The organism is Neorhizobium sp. USDA 3394 (genome assembly GCF_056280385.1).
Genome location: NZ_JBWCDU010000001.1, coordinates 3,160,276 through 3,177,814, shown reverse-complemented (window position 1 = coordinate 3,177,814; position 17,539 = coordinate 3,160,276). Strand labels below are relative to the sequence as shown.

General features: G+C 60.6%; 17 protein-coding genes. 8 read left to right on the top strand and 9 right to left on the bottom strand.

Translation table 11 applies throughout. The features are described from left to right. Window positions 1–19 precede the first annotated feature (19 nt). Genes flgA through ACZ9EJ_RS15635 form a run of 5 tightly spaced genes read left to right on the top strand, consistent with a single transcriptional unit; the run spans window position 20 to window position 3,463 of the window. The gene (gene flgA, locus ACZ9EJ_RS15655; RefSeq protein WP_052753458.1) at window positions 20–502 is read left to right on the top strand and encodes a flagellar basal body P-ring formation chaperone FlgA; all 483 of its coding nucleotides are present in this window, start codon (window positions 20–22) and stop codon (window positions 500–502) included. Next, complete coding sequence (locus ACZ9EJ_RS15650; RefSeq protein ID WP_046628193.1) at window positions 499–1,629, top strand: flagellar basal body P-ring protein FlgI; 1,131 nt, start codon at window positions 499–501, stop codon at window positions 1,627–1,629. Before flgA ends, ACZ9EJ_RS15650 begins: the two co-directional genes overlap by 4 nt. Continuing rightward, on the top strand, window positions 1,626–2,186 hold the full coding sequence (locus ACZ9EJ_RS15645; protein ID WP_046641985.1) for a MotE family protein: 561 nt from the start codon (window positions 1,626–1,628) through the stop codon (window positions 2,184–2,186). Before ACZ9EJ_RS15650 ends, ACZ9EJ_RS15645 begins: the two co-directional genes overlap by 4 nt. After that, window positions 2,183–2,902, top strand: a complete 720-nt coding sequence (gene flgH / locus ACZ9EJ_RS15640; RefSeq protein ID WP_037087079.1) for a flagellar basal body L-ring protein FlgH — start codon at window positions 2,183–2,185, stop codon at window positions 2,900–2,902. The genes ACZ9EJ_RS15645 and flgH overlap by 4 nt, the downstream gene beginning before the upstream one ends. 42 nt (window positions 2,903–2,944) lie before the next feature. Next, window positions 2,945–3,463: a flagellar basal body-associated FliL family protein gene (locus ACZ9EJ_RS15635; protein ID WP_046628559.1), complete on the top strand. Its 519-nt coding sequence runs from the start codon at window positions 2,945–2,947 to the stop codon at window positions 3,461–3,463. 121 nt (window positions 3,464–3,584) lie between these two features. Here ACZ9EJ_RS15635 and ACZ9EJ_RS15630 read toward each other — a convergent pair whose 3' ends face one another. The 8 genes from ACZ9EJ_RS15630 to ACZ9EJ_RS15595 form a co-directional block, all read right to left on the bottom strand. Continuing rightward, entirely contained in the window at window positions 3,585–4,355 is a 771-nt protein-coding gene (locus ACZ9EJ_RS15630; protein WP_046628197.1) for a cephalosporin hydroxylase family protein, read from the bottom strand. Further along, on the bottom strand, window positions 4,348–5,409 hold the full coding sequence (locus ACZ9EJ_RS15625; RefSeq protein WP_046641986.1) for a class I SAM-dependent methyltransferase: 1,062 nt from the start codon (window positions 5,407–5,409) through the stop codon (window positions 4,348–4,350). Before ACZ9EJ_RS15625 ends, ACZ9EJ_RS15630 begins: the two co-directional genes overlap by 8 nt. 4 nt (window positions 5,410–5,413) lie before the next feature. After that, the gene (locus tag ACZ9EJ_RS15620; RefSeq protein WP_046641987.1) at window positions 5,414–6,247 is read right to left on the bottom strand and encodes an NAD-dependent epimerase/dehydratase family protein; all 834 of its coding nucleotides are present in this window, start codon (window positions 6,245–6,247) and stop codon (window positions 5,414–5,416) included. Further along, the gene (locus tag ACZ9EJ_RS15615; protein WP_255742856.1) at window positions 6,244–7,467 is read right to left on the bottom strand and encodes a class I SAM-dependent methyltransferase; all 1,224 of its coding nucleotides are present in this window, start codon (window positions 7,465–7,467) and stop codon (window positions 6,244–6,246) included. The genes ACZ9EJ_RS15620 and ACZ9EJ_RS15615 overlap by 4 nt, the downstream gene beginning before the upstream one ends. Beyond that, window positions 7,464–8,024 (bottom strand): dTDP-4-dehydrorhamnose 3,5-epimerase family protein, encoded by a 561-nt coding sequence (locus tag ACZ9EJ_RS15610; protein WP_046641988.1) that lies wholly within the window; start codon window positions 8,022–8,024, stop codon window positions 7,464–7,466. Before ACZ9EJ_RS15610 ends, ACZ9EJ_RS15615 begins: the two co-directional genes overlap by 4 nt. Beyond that, window positions 8,021–9,103 (bottom strand): CDP-glucose 4,6-dehydratase, encoded by a 1,083-nt coding sequence (gene rfbG, locus ACZ9EJ_RS15605; protein WP_046641990.1) that lies wholly within the window; start codon window positions 9,101–9,103, stop codon window positions 8,021–8,023. Before rfbG ends, ACZ9EJ_RS15610 begins: the two co-directional genes overlap by 4 nt. Further along, window positions 9,085–9,858, bottom strand: a complete 774-nt coding sequence (gene rfbF, locus ACZ9EJ_RS15600) for a glucose-1-phosphate cytidylyltransferase (RefSeq protein WP_037087070.1) — start codon at window positions 9,856–9,858, stop codon at window positions 9,085–9,087. Before rfbF ends, rfbG begins: the two co-directional genes overlap by 19 nt. A 101-nt stretch (window positions 9,859–9,959) precedes the next feature. Further along, complete coding sequence (locus ACZ9EJ_RS15595) at window positions 9,960–11,207, bottom strand: glycosyltransferase family 2 protein (protein WP_046628210.1); 1,248 nt, start codon at window positions 11,205–11,207, stop codon at window positions 9,960–9,962. A gap of 330 nt (window positions 11,208–11,537) precedes the next feature. Between ACZ9EJ_RS15595 and fliP the strand changes: the two genes are divergently transcribed. Next, a complete protein-coding gene (fliP, locus tag ACZ9EJ_RS15590) occupies window positions 11,538–12,275 on the top strand; it encodes a flagellar type III secretion system pore protein FliP (RefSeq protein WP_046628212.1) in 738 nt (245 codons plus the stop codon). A 60-nt stretch (window positions 12,276–12,335) separates the two neighbouring features. Here fliP and ACZ9EJ_RS15585 read toward each other — a convergent pair whose 3' ends face one another. Continuing rightward, window positions 12,336–14,276 (bottom strand): O-linked N-acetylglucosamine transferase, SPINDLY family protein, encoded by a 1,941-nt coding sequence (locus ACZ9EJ_RS15585; protein ID WP_476099365.1) that lies wholly within the window; start codon window positions 14,274–14,276, stop codon window positions 12,336–12,338. A 329-nt stretch (window positions 14,277–14,605) separates the two neighbouring features. On the opposite strand from ACZ9EJ_RS15585, the gene ACZ9EJ_RS15580 reads away from it, so the two are divergent. Together ACZ9EJ_RS15580 and ACZ9EJ_RS15575 are read left to right on the top strand one after the other, a co-directional pair. Beyond that, window positions 14,606–15,871: a flagellin N-terminal helical domain-containing protein gene (locus ACZ9EJ_RS15580; protein WP_046628215.1), complete on the top strand. Its 1,266-nt coding sequence runs from the start codon at window positions 14,606–14,608 to the stop codon at window positions 15,869–15,871. 255 nt (window positions 15,872–16,126) lie between these two features. Then, window positions 16,127–17,392, top strand: coding sequence for a flagellin N-terminal helical domain-containing protein (locus ACZ9EJ_RS15575; protein WP_285229797.1), 1,266 nt, complete (start codon window positions 16,127–16,129; stop codon window positions 17,390–17,392). Window positions 17,393–17,539 lie beyond the last annotated feature (147 nt).

Sequence of the window (17,539 nt, the reverse complement as noted above, 5' to 3'; positions counted from 1 at the left end):
AACCAGGAGACGGGCAGACATGAAGTTTCGCCGGAAAAATGCGATTGGCGCCAGGCTGGCCTTGCGGCTCCTGGCAGCTCTTCTTGCCGCAACGGGCTCGCCGGTCCTCGCCGGTATGGGCACGGCCGTTGTGCCGGTCCAGACCATTTATCCCGGCGAAGAGATCACCGAGGGCAGGGTCGAGGAGGTGCAGGTCACCAATCCGAATCTGGGCGGCGACTATGCCCGCAGGACCGAGGAAGTCGTGGGCATGGTGGCAAAGCGCACGCTGTTGGCTGGGCGCACCGTTCCGGTTTCGGCACTTCGCGAAGCCTTCGCGGTCACGCGCGGCAAGTCGGTTCGCCTGACCTTCACCATCGGCGCCATGACCATTTCGGCCTCCGGCGCGCCGCTTGAGAATGCGGCGGTCGGGGATGTCATTCGTGTGCGCAACATCGATTCGGGTGTCACGGTCAGCGGTACCGTCATGGCTGATGGGACGATCCAGGTGATGGCGAAATGAGAACCCGTCTCTTCCTCACAACACTTGCCGTGATCGGCTCCCTCCTGGGCGGCGCGCCGGCATCCGCCGACGGTCCCTATGTCGTCACCGCCCGTATCAAGGACATCGCGTCCCTGCAGGCCGGTCGCGACAACCAGCTGATCGGCTACGGCCTCGTCGTCGGTCTTCAGGGCTCGGGCGACAGCCTGCGCTCGTCTCCCTTCACCGACCAGTCGATGAAGGCGATGCTGCAGAACCTCGGCATTTCGACCCAGGGCAGCCAGTCCAACGCCAAGAACGTCGCGGCCGTCATGGTCACGGCCAACCTGCCGCCCTTCGCCAGCCCCGGCAGCCGCATCGACGTGACGGTCAGCTCGCTCGGCGATGCGACCTCTCTGCGCGGCGGCACGCTGGTCATGACCTCGCTTTCCGGCGCCGACGGCCAGATCTACGCCGTGGCCCAGGGGGCACTGGTCGTGTCCGGCTTCTCGGCCCAGGGCCAGGCAGCCACATTGACCGAAGGTGTGACGACGGCGGCCCGCGTTCCGAACGGCGCGATCGTCGAGCGTGAATTGCCGTCGAAGTTCAAGGACTCGGTAAACCTCGTCCTGCAGCTCCGCAATCCGGACTTCTCGACCGCGGTGCGCGTCTCCGACATCGTCAACAGCTTCGCGGCCCGCCGCTACGGCGGTCCGATCGCAGAACCCCGCGACAGCCAGGAAGTGATCGTTCAAAAGCCGAAGTCCGCCGATCTGACGCGCTTGATGGCCGAGATCGAGAACCTCGTGGTCGAAACCGATACGCCCGCCAAGGTCGTCGTCAATGAGCGGACCGGCACGATCGTCATCGGCGCGGATGTGAAGATCTCGCGCGTTGCGGTGAGCTACGGGACGCTGACGGTGCAGGTCACGGAGACCCCGCAGGTGATCCAGCCCGAACCTTTCTCGCGCGGCGAGACGGAGGTTCAGCCCCAGACGGATATCATGGCGATGAAGGACGGCGGCCAGGTCGCGCTCCTCAACGGTCCGGATTTGCGGACCCTGGTCGCCGGTCTCAACAGCATCGGCGTCAAGCCGGACGGCATCATCGCCATCCTGCAAGGCATCAAGTCCGCCGGCGCCCTTCAAGCGGAGCTCGTCCTGCAATGACCGAGACGCTCTTCACCATTTCCGTATCCAAGACGCTGGCGCGCCGCGTCCTCGCCGCTGCCGCTGTCCTGACGCTGGTTTCCCAGGTCGGAGCACAGCAGCCGGCGCCGGTCACCGAAGCGTCGACCAGCGACGAGATCCAGAAATTCTGCACCAATATCGCCGATGCCGCGCGCGATCAGCGCTATCTCCTGCAGAAGCAGGAGCTTGAAAAGCTGCAGGCGGATGTCGATACCCGCATCAAGGCCCTTCAGGATCGCACCGCCGAATACCAGGACTGGTTGAAGCGCCGCAACGACTTCCTGGCTCGGGCCCAGGCCGGCCTGGTCGATATCTTCAAGACGATGAAGCCGGATGCGGCAGCACCGCAGCTCGGAGAAATGAACATGGAGGTCGCAGCCGCGATCATCATGCAGCTTCCGGCCCGCCAATCGGCCCTTTTCCTCGCGGAAATGGACCCACAGAAGGCCGGCATGATCTCCACGATCATCTCAAGCGCTTCCGACCCCAACACGTCGAAAGCACGCGCTCCCAATGTTCCGAAAGTGCCCTCATGACGAAACGCATTCCCGCCATCATGGCCGTTCTGTTCCTGGCTGGTTGTTCGAGCCAGACGATCAAGGAGATCGGCAATGCGCCGGCGATGAGCCCGATCGGCAGCGGCCTGCAATATGCGCAGGCGCCGCAGATGTCGTCCTATCCGAAGCAGCCGCGGCAGATGGCCAGCGGCTATTCGCTCTGGAGCGACAATCAGGCTGCGCTTTTCAAGGATTCTCGCGCGTTGAACGTCGGCGACATCCTCACGGTCGATATCAAGATCAACGACAAGGCGTCGTTCGACAACGAGACGGAACGCAACCGCACGAATTCGACCAGCCTGACCTGGGGCGCCAACCTCAGCAACCTGTTCGGCTGGACCCCGAAAGCGGGCACGACCGGCGATCTCGGCACCGATTCGAGCACGGATTCGCAGGGCAAGGGAACGACCAAGCGTGCCGAAAGCCTGAAGCTGCTCGTGGCCGCCGTCGTGACCGGCATTCTCGAAAACGGCAATCTCCTGATCAGCGGCTCGCAGGAAGTGCGCGTCAACCACGAAATCCGCATTCTGAACGTTGCCGGTATCGTCCGGCCGCAGGATGTCGATTCCACCAATATGATCTCCTATGACAAGATTGCCGAGGCCCGCATCTCCTACGGTGGCCGCGGCCGCCTGACGGAAGTCCAGCAGCCGCCGGTCGGTCAGCAGGTCGTCGATATGTTCTCGCCCTTCTGACGGACCTGGGCGAAGGTCTCTTGATGTGAAGGTTTGAAGACCATGGCGGATGAAGCACAGGCGGGCGACGCCGGTAAGAAGAAGAACGGCAGCATCATGGTCATCGCGGGCGTCGCGATCCTGACCGTGATCGGCGCCGGTGGCGGCTGGGTCGTCGGCGGCATGATCGCGCCGAAGGATCCGGACGCCGCGCAGAAGCACGAGACGGCGGCAGCCGGCGGCGAACACGGCGAGGCCGGCAAGAAGGAAGAGGGGCTTCCCCATATTTCCACCGAGGCGAACGGCGTCGTTCTCCTCGAGCCGATTACCACCAATCTCGCCTATCCGTCCGAAAACTGGATCCGGCTCGAAGTCGCGCTTGCGTTCAAGGGGCCGCCGGAACTGGCCCTCGCGGAGAATATCCACCAGGACATCCTCGCCTACATGCGCACCGTTTCGCTGCAGCAGATCGAAGGTCCGCGGGGCTTCCAGTATCTCAAGGACGATCTCAAAGAACGCGTCGATCTTCGCTCGCAGGGCAAGGTCGCCAAGGTGATGTTCCGCTCCTTCGTGATCGAGTAGCGGCGGGTTTCAAAGACAACGCACGAAAAAAGCGGCCTAAACGGCCGCTTTTTTATTCGGAGTGGGTCTCCATACGGTCGGCCGCTCCTTCCAGCCTGGGTGGAAGGAGCAGCTTGTTCGGTTAGCGGAGCCGCTTCAGGAAGCCGTCCGGGGCGACGGTGATCAGCAGCTTGTTCTCGATCGACTTGTCGATCTCGAATTCCGGATGGGTCTTCAGATATTCGAAGACGGCCGTTTTCGGATTGTCGCCCGGTCCCCAGGGACGATCGCCGGCCAGTTCCTTCGGAAGGTCCTCGACGACGGTGTCGAACACGATGCAATAGCTGCCGACGCTGGTGAGCGGGGCATAAAGCTTGAGTTCCTCGAGAACGTGCTCGTGCGTATGGTTGCTGTCGAGGCTGATCAGGATGCGCGAATAGCCGGCGGCGACCTTGCGGACCTGGTCCATGATCTCGGGCGCGATGCTGGAGCCCTGGATCATCTCGATCCGGGATGCCATCGGATGGGCCTCGATCGCCTCCTTGTTATGGGCGCGGATGTCGATGTCGATGCCGAGAACCTTGCGCTTCGGCTTGGCCGGATCGACGACTTCGCCCTTTTCCGCAGCTTCCGACAGTTCCAGCAGGGCCAGCATCGAGGCGCTGAGGATGAGGGAGCCACCATGGGCTATACCGGTCTCGATGATCAGGTCGGGCTTCACCGTCCAGATCAGCTCCTGCATGGCGACCATGTCCTGCGGATACTGGATGATCGGCCGGCCGAGCCAGAAGTAGTTGTAGGAATATTGCGAGGCGATCGACGTGCGCATGAACTGCGCGGCGCTGTCGTTCAGCTCCTTGTTTCCAGGGACAGCCGCGACGCGGGCTTCAACTTCCTTGGTGAAATCACTCATTGTCGATCCCCACATAGGTGTAAGCGTTGTGAGACAGCATTCGAATTTCCTCGAGATAATTGGAGTTCATGACGTAGATGGTCGAGCCGTGGGGAAGTTTCGCCAGGGCCTGATCCGGCGATTGCACCATCAGGCCGGTTGCCGGCAGGAATTTGCCCTGCTTGGCGGGATTGATGTCGATCACCATGTCGACCGGCTGCCCCTGACGGGATTTCAGCAGGGAGAAGGTCACGCCCTTCGACGCGCCGCCCCAGATCGCCGAGCTGTCGCCGTCGGCGATTCGGTCGCCCAGCGTGCGGGTGAAATCCGCCGGAAACGCGACGCGATCGGTTTCTTCGCGCACCGGCGGCCGCAATGAATCCAGCTCGGCCACCACATAAAGGTACTGCCCGCCGAAAACGCGACCGCTTTCGATGACATTGCCGAAGATCCGATGGAAATCGGACAGGCGGAAATAATTGACGTGCTCGTAGAACACGTCGAACCAGGCGCGGTGTTCCATGATCCAGTCGAAGCAGGGCACTTCGATATAGATGCGGCCCTTGCCGCCGTTCGCCTTGCAGAGCTCGACGAGGAAGTCATACGGGTCCTGGATATGCTCCAGCACGTGGCGAAGGATCAGCCCCTCGCCCTGGACGTCGACGCCGGCCTCGAAATAATGCCGCTTCACGCGCGGGTTGCTGCCCTCGTAGGTGGGGTCGAAGCCGGTAAGGTCGAAACCCTTTTCGAGCAGCATCTCAAGGAAGAGGCCCTTGCCGCAGCCGACCTCGACCAGGTTCTCACGGCCCATCGTCCGCTCGACGATGCCCGCCACCATTTCCAGATGCTGGTGGAAGTGCCGGCTGACACCCTGTTCGTTATTGTAGTTGCCGTCGTAGTCCATGAGCTTCGGATCGAACGCATCATTGTAGACGAGGCCCGTCTTCAGGTCCTGCACCAGGCGGATATCGCCCTTGGCGCAGGCTTTGGCTTCCGCTGCCGTGGGATAAACGCGGTTCTGGAAGGTCGGCAACTGCGGCTGTTCGTAAAGCAGCAGGGTATCTTTCGTCGTCATGTCATCACCTCGTTAATCCCACAACGCAGGGAGGATCCACCAGATTGTCGGGACGGGCGCCGAATCGCAGGAGATCGCGGCGACCATACTCGTCGGCCAACCGCTCGGCTATCTGCCGCACGGTGACCGGAATTCCGGAACAGATGTTGGCGGCTCCCGTTTTGTCGCCAAGTCCGATATCGGCTATCTGCCTTCCTGCTTCCCGAACGTCCAGGAAGTCGCGGATCTGGTTGCCGCTGGTCAAATCCACCGGTTTGCCTGCGGCGAGCTGCGCGCGAAGGTAGGGAAACAGCCGTCGCTCGTCTTCGCCCTCGCCGAAAAGATAAAAGAGCCTGCACCAGGCAAAGCTGATCCGGTGCAGCGGCAGCCATTGCGACAGGGCCATGAACACCGCAGCTTTTGCGCCGGCATAGGGGCTGATCGGACGCAGCGGCGTGTCGGTGGCCAGCATCCCGACCGAGACGTCGTATTCGAAACAGGTGCCCACGCCGACGAACCGTTTGACGCCCGCAAGAGCAGCGCCCTGCGCCATCCGCAATGTGCCTTCGAGGCAGACGATGTTTTCCGGCGACTGTAGATATTTGCCGGGTTCGGCATACCAGGCGACATGAACGACCGTATCGACGCCTTCGAGTGTCTTCGCCCACCACTCGACCGGCTCGCGGAACAGGTCCGGCGTCCGCACGATGCTCTCGACAGCCGAGAGATCGCCAAGCCGGCTTTCCGATGATCCTTCGCGCAGGATCACCCGGACGCGCGCACCGGATTCGGTCAGCGCCCGCAGTACCTGGCGGCCGACAAAACCTGTTCCTCCGGTGAGCAGGACGAGTGGCGTCATACGATCTTCAATTCCGGCACGGCGGTTACGAACCTGGTGCCCTGATCGGCAAGCGAAGCCAGTTGCTGACGGACTTCGGTGGCGATGTTCCAGGGCAGGATCATCACATAGTCCGGGCGTCGCGCGACGATCTCGTCGGGATGCAGGATCGGGATATGGCTGCCCGGCATGAACTTGTTCTGCTTGGCGGCTGCGGCATCGCAGACATAGGGCAGGAGGTCCGGCTTGACCCCGGCGAAGTTGAGCAGCGTGTTGCCTTTGGCCGCGGCGCCGTAGGCCGCCACCGTCTTGCCCTCGCGCTTTGCGTCCAGCAGGAAGGCGAGCGCATCGTTCTTGACCTTTTCGGCCTTGGCCTGGAAGTCGGCATAGGTCGCCGGTGTCTGAAGGCCGCGGCGCTGTTCTTCGCCGAGAAGGGCGGTAACAGCCTCCGTTGTTCGGCGCGAATCATCCGAATGGCAGCCGTAAACGCGAAGACTGCCGCCATGGGTCGGCAATTCCTCGACGTCGAAGACGCGCAGGCCCGCCGCTTCGAAGATCTTTCCGACCGTGAAGAGGGAGAGGTAGGAGAAGTGCTCGTGATAGACCGTATCGAACTGATTGTGTTCGATGAGCCGCATGACATGAGGGAATTCGAGCGTGACCGTACCGCCGGCCTTCAGCACCGCCTTCAGACCGCGCGTGAAATCGTTGATATCGGGCACGTGCGCATAGACATTGTTGCCGAGGATGAGATCGGCACTCTTGCCTTCGCCGACCAATTGCTTGCCCAGCGTCTCTCCAAAGAACTCCCGGCGGACCGGAATGCCGAGCGCCTCGGCGGCTTCGGCCGTGCTCGCCGTCGGCTCGACGCCGAGGCAGGGTATGCCGGCCTTGACGAAGTTCTTCAGGAGATAACCGTCGTTCGATGCGACCTCGATGACCATGCTGTCTCGGCCGAGACCGAGACGAGCGGTGATCATTTCGACATAGCGGGCCGCGTGGGCAAGCCAGCTCGTCGAGGCGCTGGAGAAATAGGCGTATTCGGCACTGAAGAGTGATTCGGCGGAAGCATAGTCTTCCGTCTGGACCAGCCAGCATTCCTCGCAGACCTGCAGCCTCAAGGGAAAATAGACTTCCGGCTTGGAGAGATCCTCGGCGGTAAGGTAGGCGTTGGACGGCGGCGCGAAGCCGAGGTCGAGGAAATCGCAGCGAAGTGCGGTACCGCAGTGGCGGCAGTTCATGGCGTCAGTCCCGTGAATTGTGATGTCAGGGTGGAATGGCCGCGATCCCGATCCGACATTTCGGTGATCTCCAGCGGCCAGGCGATGTCGAGTGCGGGATCCAGCGCGTTCAGCGCACCTTCCGAACCGGATGCGTAGGGCATCGAATGAAAATAGAGGAGTTCGCAATCGTCGGTCAGCGCCTGGAAGCCGTGCGCGAACCCTTCCGGGATCAGCAGCGATCGGCGGTTCTCGGCAGAAAGTTCCTGGGCATGCCATTTCAGGAAGGTCGGGGACTCTTGTCTGAGATCCACCGCGACATCGAGGACCGCGCCGCGCAGGCAGTTGACCAGTTTCATTTCCGCATGCGGCGGATGCTGGAAATGCATGCCCCGCACGGTGCCTTGCCGCGCCGTCATCGTCAGGTTGATCTGGGCGATCGGCTTTGCCCAACCCGCGGACGCGAGTTCCTCGGCGCAGAACATGCGCGACAGGAAGCCCCGCGAATCACCGAGGTTCTGGCGTTCGACGAGTTTCAGGCCGGCAAGCGGCAGATCGGTGACGGTGAAGCGGCTCAAGGGCGTGCCTCGTATTCGGCGATCTCGGCTTCGCAAAGCGCACGGACATCGGCGCCGTCGTTCTGCGCACGATACCATTTCATCGTCCGGTCGACAGCTTCCGTCAGCGACCAGCGCGGTTCGATGTCGAGCATATGCCGCGCCTTGGCCGTTTCCAAGGCAAGCCAGCCCGCTTCGTGCGGGCCTTCGGTGCCGTCGCCATATTGCACCTCGCCGCGACCGTAGGAGGCGCGGGCGATCTCGATCACCTGGCGCACCGGCGCTGCCTCATGGCTGATGGGACCGAAATTGAAGGCATCCCCAATCGAAGGGTCGCTCCACAGCCGTTCGGCAAGCACGAGATAGGCAGAGAGCGGTTCGAGTACGTGCTGCCAGGGGCGTTTCGCCTCCGGCCGCCGGACGCTGAGCGTATTGCCGGACTGCCAGGCGCGGACCGCATCCGGCAGCAGACGATCGGCCGACCAGTCGCCGCCGCCGATCACATTGCCGGCCCGGGCGCTGGCGACCGCCACGCCTTTTTCGCGCAGAAACGAATCGCGATAGCTCGCAATGACGATCTCGGACGCGGCCTTGCTGGCGCTATACGGATCATGCCCGCCGAGATGGTCGGTCTCCCGGTAAGGGAAGGCATGTTCAAGGTTGCGGTAGACCTTGTCGGTGGTGATCGCGACGACCACGCGCGCCGATGGAACCGAACGGACTGCCTCGAGCAGATTGGCCGTTCCGAGCACGTTGGTCGCAAATGTGCCGAGCGGATCCTGATAGCTCGGGCGTACCAGGGCCTGGGCGCCGAGATGCATGACGATCTCGGGCGATGCGGAGCGTAACAGTTCGGCGAGACGAGCCGCGTCGCGGATATCCTGGAAATGGCTTTCCTTGAGGTCGGGCTGCGCGAGTGCAAAGAGGCTGGGCTGCGTTTCGGGCGGCAGGGCAATGCCGGTGACCTCGGCGCCGAGGCGCCGGAGCCAGATGGAAAGCCACGCTCCCTTGAAGCCGGTATGCCCTGTCAGAACAACGCGTTTACCCGCCCAGAAACCGCGGTCCGGACGAGCCCCGCCGCTCACGGCCAGATTTTCCATGGCGCTTTTCCGGAGGCCCAGAGGTCTTCGAGAAGGTTCTTTTCCCGCAGAGTGTCCATCGGCTGCCAGAAACCTTCGTGCTCGTAAGCCATCAGTTCGCCCATCGTGGCAAGGTTCGCCATCGGCGCAGACTCCCACGGAATGTTGTCGCCCTCGATGAGGTCGATGCATTTCGGCGAAAGCACGAAGAAGCCGCCATTGATCATCCCGCCGTCGCCGCGCGGCTTTTCCACGAATCCGGTAACCTGGTTGCCGGAACGCTCGAGCGCGCCGTAACGGCCCGGCGGATGCACCGCGGTAACCGTCGCATTCCTGCCATGCGAACGATGGAATTTGACGAGCTCGGTGATGTTCACGTCGCTCAAGCCGTCACCGTAGGTGAAGCAGAAACTTTCCTCGTTGCGCAGATATTCCGAAACCCGCTTCAGGCGACCGCCGGTCATCGTCGCTTCGCCGGTATCGATCAGCGTGACTTTCCAGGGCTCGGCGCTGCGGCGATGGACCTGCTTTTCGTTATAGGCCATGTCGAAGGTGACGTCCGACATGTGCAGGAAGTAGTTCGCGAAATACTCCTTGATGACGTAGCCCTTGTATCCGCAGCAGATGATGAACTCGTTCACGCCATGGGCGGAGTAGAGCTTCATGATGTGCCAGAGGATCGGCCGTCCGCCGATTTCGATCATCGGCTTGGGCTTGAGATGCGTCTCCTCAGAGATGCGGGTTCCCAACCCACCGGCGAGAATTACAGCTTTCAATTCCGTCTCTCCGTAACTGACGGCTTATCCATTGAACGACGACCGTCAGCAAACCATGCGTATGGAGCTTCTCCGGCGATCGGGCTAAACGCCTTCGTGCGCTAGAGCAAAATGGTCCTGATCAGATCGTCCTGGGCGAACACGAGGTTGGGCAGATAACCCATCTCAACGAAACGGGCCCGCTCTTCCGGCAAATGCACAAGGATCGCCGTATTGTCGAGTTGCGCGGGCGTAGGTTCCGCCGGCTCGTCGATGATCTCCAGTCGCGAAGGGAGCCTCACCCTTTGGAGCCGTTCCTTGAGGGTTACGATGTCCGGGTATCCGGAGATGACGAGATTCTCGATGCCTGCAGTCACCCCCAACTGCCAAGAAAGGGTCTGCAGCGCCGTTGCGAGCAATCCGCCTTCCTTGAAGGACATGACTTCCGGATGCTCCTCGAAGCCTCCGAAGACCATTCTCGTATAGACTTCGTACGCCTTCACGTATTCGCGCATGCCGACGAGCAGTCGCATCGAGACGGCCATCCGCTGCAGCGTGAAGTTTCTGCAGAGATGCTCCTGGGTCGCGCGTTCGTCGGGCGAGGTACCGACCTTGCCGCGTTTGGATGCGAAGTAGAGGAAGTATTCCAGGCCGCCGCGGTACTGGTCCCATCCGGTTGCCGCGATCTGAGCGCCCCCTTGGACACGATCGCGTTCGACGCCGGATGCGATGACCTGGCGATAGAAGGGCGTTCTCCGGAAGGCGATGTCGCCCTGGTCCAGGAAGTGGGCAAGCATGGGGAACGGGTAGAAGCAGATATCCCTGGGAACCCAGGAGGCCCGGAAAGCGCTGGCGCGGTAGATGCCGATTTCAGGGAAGATGTGGCCCCGGAACATATAGTTGAAAACTTCGGCGAAGCTTTTCTGCGGAAAAACCTTGTCTTCGTTGACGGTGTAGAACAGTCCGCCTTCGACCTCGTTGATGCCGTCATACATCGCCCACGGCGCATGGCAGACCGTGATGTTCGGATTTTCGTCCAGGTAGGCAACGATATTGGCGACTTCCTGTGGGATCAGGCGATCGTCGTCGGCGAGGTAGAGGAGGTATTCGCCGCGTCCCAGCCGCAGGGAGCTGCTCATGTTGGGGATCATCCCCACATTCTCCGCGCCCCTGACGTACCGGATCGGCATTCCCCGCTCGATGAATTCCTTGGCGACCGCGCCGGTATTGTCCGTCGAGGCGTTGTCGGAAATGACGATTTCATAGGGGAAATCGAAACGGAAATCGCGATGGCACCGTTCCAGGCAATCGTGCAGGTGTTTCTCACGGTTGTAGGTGGGGATGCATATGCTGAGTTTGATGGGAGTCACCGAATTTCCTCGACCTGATTTGTTCGAAAACGCCGCGGGTCAGCCGCAAGCAACGGACGCTCAGCGGCAGGGTTCCGAGGCGCTTCCGATCGACGCGAGAGCCAGCACGGGGCTTTCCAGGCTCTGTACGTCCATTAGCTATTCCTGGATTGAGGCTATTCGACCAGACTTGCGCCAAGCTGAATCAAGATCGCGGCGGCGGCCCGGGCTTTGTGGTTCGACCGGTGCGGCGTCCTTTCTGTGTACGAGTTCCCGCACGCGTCCAGCAGCTGTTGACCTGCATTGGTCGGGGTGACTATCGAAGATGACGCAAAGGACCTTCGTGATCGCATGATTCGGCTGATCTACCTGTTCGTCGCTCTGATGGCGGCACCCGGGCTCGCGCTCGCCCAGCAATCGCCGGCGGATCTTCTCAATCTGCCGGTCGATGGTTCCGCAGCTGCGTGGATCATCCGGACCTTCGGGCTGTTGACGGTTCTCTCCGTCGCCCCCGGCATCCTGATCATGGTCACCAGCTTTCCACGGATCGTGATCGCCTTCTCGATCCTGCGCTCGGGCATGGGCCTGTCGACCGCACCGTCGAACATGATCTTGGTCTCGATGGCACTGTTCATGACGTTTTATGTCATGTCGCCCACCTTCGACAGGGCTTGGAACGAGGGCGTCCAGCCGCTTCTTCAGAACCAGGTCACAGAGGCGGAGGCGGTTCAGCGGATCGCGGAGCCGTTCAGGGTGTTCATGTCAGCCAATACGCGCGACAAGGATCTGGAACTTTTCGTGGAAATCGCCCGGGAGCGTAACCAGGCCGTCGGTACGCCGCAGGCCGTCGACTACCGCGTCCTGATCCCCGCCTTCATGCTTTCGGAAATACGGCGCGGTTTCGAAATCGGCTTCCTGATCATCCTGCCGTTCCTGGTCATCGACATGATCGTCGCTGCAATCACCATGGCAATGGGTATGATGATGCTGCCGCCGACATCGATCTCGCTGCCCTTCAAGATCCTTTTCTTTGTCCTGATCGACGGCTGGAACCTGCTGGTCGGGAGCCTGGTTCGTTCTTTCAATTAACTGGCAGCAGAGCTGCTGAAATGGAAACGGCGGGGGATCCCCGCCGTTTCCATTCGCATATCAGCTGTTGCGGAAGCTGAAGGGGCCTTCCCGCGGCGGGAGGGCCGGAACGCTGAAGTGGTCGGGCTTGATCTTGGCCTTGGCCTTCTCGGCCATCATCGTGTAGGCGGTTTCAAGATGCCGGCAATACCGTTCGGCGTCGAACAGCGGGTGCGTGAAGCGGTTAGCCTCCAGCCGTTTCCGGACCTCTTTGAGCTCCTCGCGGTTGTTGTAGTAATGGACCGCGCGGCGAACGAAGTCGTCCTTATCCTCGGCGACCATTTCCGGCAGGCCCAGTGCATTCAGCAGGCTTTCGCTGACCCGGGATGCGAAGTTCTTGCCCTTGTGGGTCAGCATCGGAAGTCCGGCCCAGAGCTTTTCGGAGGTCGTGGTATGGCCGTTGTACGGATAAGTATCGAGACCGAGATCGGTCAGGCCGATACGGTTGATATAGGCCGCATAGTTGTTGACGCGATCGCCGAACATCAGGCGGCTTTCCGGAATGCCCGCTTCCGCAAAGGCCTTGATAAGGTTCTTTCGAGCGCCGAATCTTTCGCGGCAGATCAGGAACAGATAGCTTTCCGGCGTTTCCTTGAGGACGCGTACCCAAAGATCGATGGTCGCGGGCGTGAACTTCCAGTGACTGTGGAAGCACGAGAAGATGAAGGCGTCTTGGGGCATGTCGCAGAGCGACCGATCGATCGGCTGCGGCATCGGGCGGTGAACCGCTTCGTTCGGGAAGAACGTCTCGGGCATCCAGCAGATCTTCTCGTAATAGTGCTGGAAGGAGCTTTCCGGCACCACCGTCTTGTCCGCGATGAGGTAGTCGATGTCGACGTTGACCACGGTGCCCGGATAGCCGAGCCAGGTCGCATGCACCGGTGCGGTCTGGCGGTTCATCACGAATACCCGGTTTTCTGCCGTATGCCCCTGCAGGTCGACGAGGATATCGATGTTCTCGGCCTTGATCGCCTCGGCCGCCTCGTCATCCGTCATGCCCCGGATCCGGACAACCCGGCCCCATTCCTCGCGGATGGCATTGTTGTCGTTGCGTAGCCGCTCGGCAGGAGCGTTGCAGAAGAGCGTGATGTCGAAACGGCTCTTGTCGTGCGATTCCAGTATGCCGCGAAGCGCCTTCATGACGGCGTGTTCCGTCCAAAGGTCGGCCGAAAGATAGCCTATGCGCAGCTTGTTGCCCCAGCGGTGCGGCATGTTGTGCCTTTTCGACGCGGCGTTTTTGGGCTTTCTCTCGCCCATTCTGGAGCCTGCGATGGCGTTCGTCTTTTCGTCGTCGCACCAGCGCAGATTGAAGAGCGACACCTCGTCGGCGACCGCTTCGAATTCGCCCCTGGCGATTTCCTCGAATTGGATAGGCTCGTATTTCCGGATGATATCGTAATCGAGGGCGTCTCTCATGGCTGAGAGATAGAAATTGCGCACGATCCGATCCTCGGGATCTTTCTCGAAGATCTCCAGGATGCACTTGTTTTCTTCGTCGCTGCGATCCTGGAGCCGGATCGAGCGGGCGGCGAGCTGGCGGTGTGTCGGCTCGTCGCTTCTTGCAAGCGTATTGCGGAAAGCTTCGGCGCCTTCCAGTTCCTGGCGCATCAGGGCGCCGGACATCAGGACAGCCATGTCCGGATCGGCAATCGCCTCTTTGAGGTTGCGCGCACCGAGGCGCAGGACGTTGATGTCGTCGTTGTTGGAGAAATGAAGGCGCATGGCTTCGCGCGTGTACTTGAGCTTATGCGGAGATTCCATCTCGCCGGCAATTTGGAAAGCCTGGGCGGCCTCGGTCTTCATCTTGAGCTTCAACAGGGTTGCGCCCAGGAGTGCGTAGTGCCTTGGATCCTTGTGAACATCCAGCAGCTTGTTCAGGATGCCCAATACATCGTGATATTCTTTTTTGTCGAAGTGATTTTGTGCTGCGACGTATTGCCGTTGTATCTTCAGGGGTTTCAAGGCTTCCCGCTCCAGTAAAGTTGTGCCGGCGTCCCGGCAAATCGGCTTCACCGCGCATCGTGGCAAGCCAAGCTTGCATGAAGCCGACCTCCCGGAAGCCGGGCGCTTCGTACACCTTTCGTTAATGATGCCGGCGGAAGGGTTTTCAGGTCGTCGTGCTGTTTAAAGAACTTAGCAAGGATTTGCTGCGAGATTTGGCTCACACGACGGGTTTGGTGTTCCTTCAGATTGAAGAGACCGAGTTGGCATGATGCCGGACCGAAGTGCCGGTAAAATACACAGTCCGGTATGTCCCCCTCCATGTATTTAGTTCAAAGGGACAATCAACTATGGCTAGCATTCTCACTAACGTGTCGGCGATGGCCGCGCTCCAGACGCTGCGCGGCATCAGCAACGACATGGAATCCACGCAGAGCCGCGTTTCTTCCGGTCTGCGCGTCGGCTCTGCTTCCGACAACGCTGCCTATTGGTCGATCGCGACCACCATGCGTTCCGACAAGGGTTCGCTCTCGACGGTTCAGGACGCACTCGGCCTCGGCGCCGCCAAGGTCGACACTGCCTATTCCGCCATGGAATCGGCGATCGACGTCGTCACCGAAATCAAGAACAAGCTGGTTGCCGCTTCCGAGCCGGGCGTCGACAAGTCCAAGGTCCAGGAAGAAATCACCCAACTGCAGAGCCAGCTGAAGAGCATCGCTTCCTCCGCTTCGTTCTCCGGCGAAAACTGGCTCCAGGCCGAAATCGGCGGCACTCAGAACGCCACCACCGGCATCATGCAGGCCGGCACCGAGATCACCAAGCAGCTCATCGGCTCGTTTGTTCGTGACAGCGACGGCAACGTCTCGGTCAAGTCCGTCAACGTCGTTCTGGACGAAACCAACGTCCTGTTCGACTTGAGCGGCGGCCGCGGCGGTCTTCTCGACCAGAACGCCCTCAACGGTTTCCGCGCCATCAAGTTCGACGACGGCACGACGAACCAGAAGGAATACTTCGGCAAGATCAACACGTCTGCGATCTACGCAACCAACGCTGTCTGGAAGGACATCGGCGGCGGCGTGTTCATGAAGGGCGACACCAACGGCGTCTACTCTTCGGGCTCCAACGGCACCTACATGATCAAGGTCGGTGGCGCTTACATCGACGCGGTCTACACGACCAAGGGTTACGACTTCTCGGCTGGTGCGACTGCAACGGCCGGCATCAAGTACGGAGCGGACATCTCGGTTTCCGACCTCGATATCACCAAGCTCGAAGACTATCGCGACTCCAGCGGTGTCAGCTACCTCGGCCTCGGTACCAAAGCCAGCGATGAGGATCTCATGCAGGCGCTGACCTCGTTCGTCGATGGCCAGCTGGAATCGATGGGCAGTGCGGCAGCCAAGCTCGGTGCCGTATCGAAGCGCATCGACATGCAGTCTGACTTCGTCTCCAAGCTCACCGACTCGATCGACAAGGGTGTCGGCCGACTGGTGGATGCGGACATGAACGAAGAGTCGACCAAGCTCAAGGCACTGCAGACCCAGCAGCAGCTGGCGATCCAGTCGCTCTCGATTGCCAACTCCGACTCGCAGAACATTCTGTCGCTCTTCCGTTAATCGAAACAGGGAAAATGGCGCGGAGGCTGACCGCGCCATCGACCTCCAAAAAAGGCCGCGTCCGAATTCGGACGCGGCCTTTTTTATTCTCTGGATCACTTCAATGTTCCTTAATCATATTGCTCCATTCTTAGGTCATCGAAACGGTGAGTTAACCAAGAAAATTAAATGGTTAACAAGCATGAAGCTGACCGCTGTTCCCGGTGACGTCCGGAATGTCCCTTCCTACAATTAGCCATTCAAGGGGCAATCAATATGACTAGTATTCTCACCAACGTTGCAGCTATGTCTGCTCTGCAGACGCTGCGCGGCATCAGCAACGACATGGAATCCACGCAGAGCCGCGTTTCTTCCGGTCTGCGCGTCGGTTCTGCTTCCGACAACGCTGCCTACTGGTCGATCGCGACCACCATGCGTTCCGACAAGGGTTCGCTCGCGACGGTTCAGGACGCCCTCGGCCTCGGCGCCGCCAAGGTCGACACTGCCTATTCCGCCATGGAATCGGCGATCGATGTCGTCACCGAAATCAAGAACAAGCTGGTTGCCGCTTCCGAACCGGGCGTCGACAAGTCCAAGGTCCAGGAAGAAATCACCCAGCTGCAGAGCCAGCTGAAGAGCATCGCTTCCTCCGCTTCGTTCTCCGGCGAAAACTGGCTCCAGGCCGAAATCGGCGGCTCGCAGAGCGCGACCACCGGCATCATCTACGCCTCCAGCGAAATCACCAAGCAGCTCGTCGGTTCGTTCATCCGTGATGCCGACGGCAACGTCGCGGTCAAGACCATCAACGTCCTCCTCGACGAACAGAACGTCCTGTTCGACTTGAGCGGCGGCCACGGCGGTCTTCTCGACAGCAACGCCCTCAACGGTTTCCGCGCCATCAAGTTCGACGACGGCACGACGAACCAGAAGGAATACTTCGGCAAGATCAACACGTCGGCCTATTATGCGACCAACGCTGTCTGGAAGGACATCGGCGGCGGCGTGTTCATGAAGGGCGACACCAACGGCGTCTACTCTTCGGGCTCCAACGGCACCTACATGATCAAGGTCGGCGGCGCTTACATCGACGCAGTCTACACGACCAAGGGTTACGACTTCTCGGCTGGTGCGACTGCAACGGCCGGCATCAAGTACGGGACGGACATCTCGGTTTCCGACCTCGACATCACCAGGCTCGAAGACTATCGCGACTCCAGCGGTGTCAGCTACCTCGGCCTCGGCACCAGAGCCAGCGATGAAGACCTCATGGCGGCACTGACCTCGTTCGTCGATGGCCAGCTGGAATCGATGAACAGTGCGGCATCCAAGCTCGGTGCTGTCTCCAAGCGTCTCGACATGCAGACGGACTTCGTCTCCAAGCTGACGGACTCCTTCGACAAGGGCGTCGGCCGACTGGTGGATGCGGACATGAACGAAGAGTCGACCAGGCTCAAGGCACTGCAGACCCAGCAGCAGCTGGCGATCCAGTCGCTCTCGATTGCCAACTCGGACTCGCAGAACATTCTGTCGCTCTTCCGTTAATCGAAACAGGGAAAATGGCGCGGAGGCTGACCACGCCATGGACTTAAAAAAGGGCCGCGTCCGAATTCGGGCGCGGCTTTTTCAATTTCCTAATCGCTTTTCTCAATTTCCCGATCGGCTTCAATCTTCATTAACCATATTGCGGTT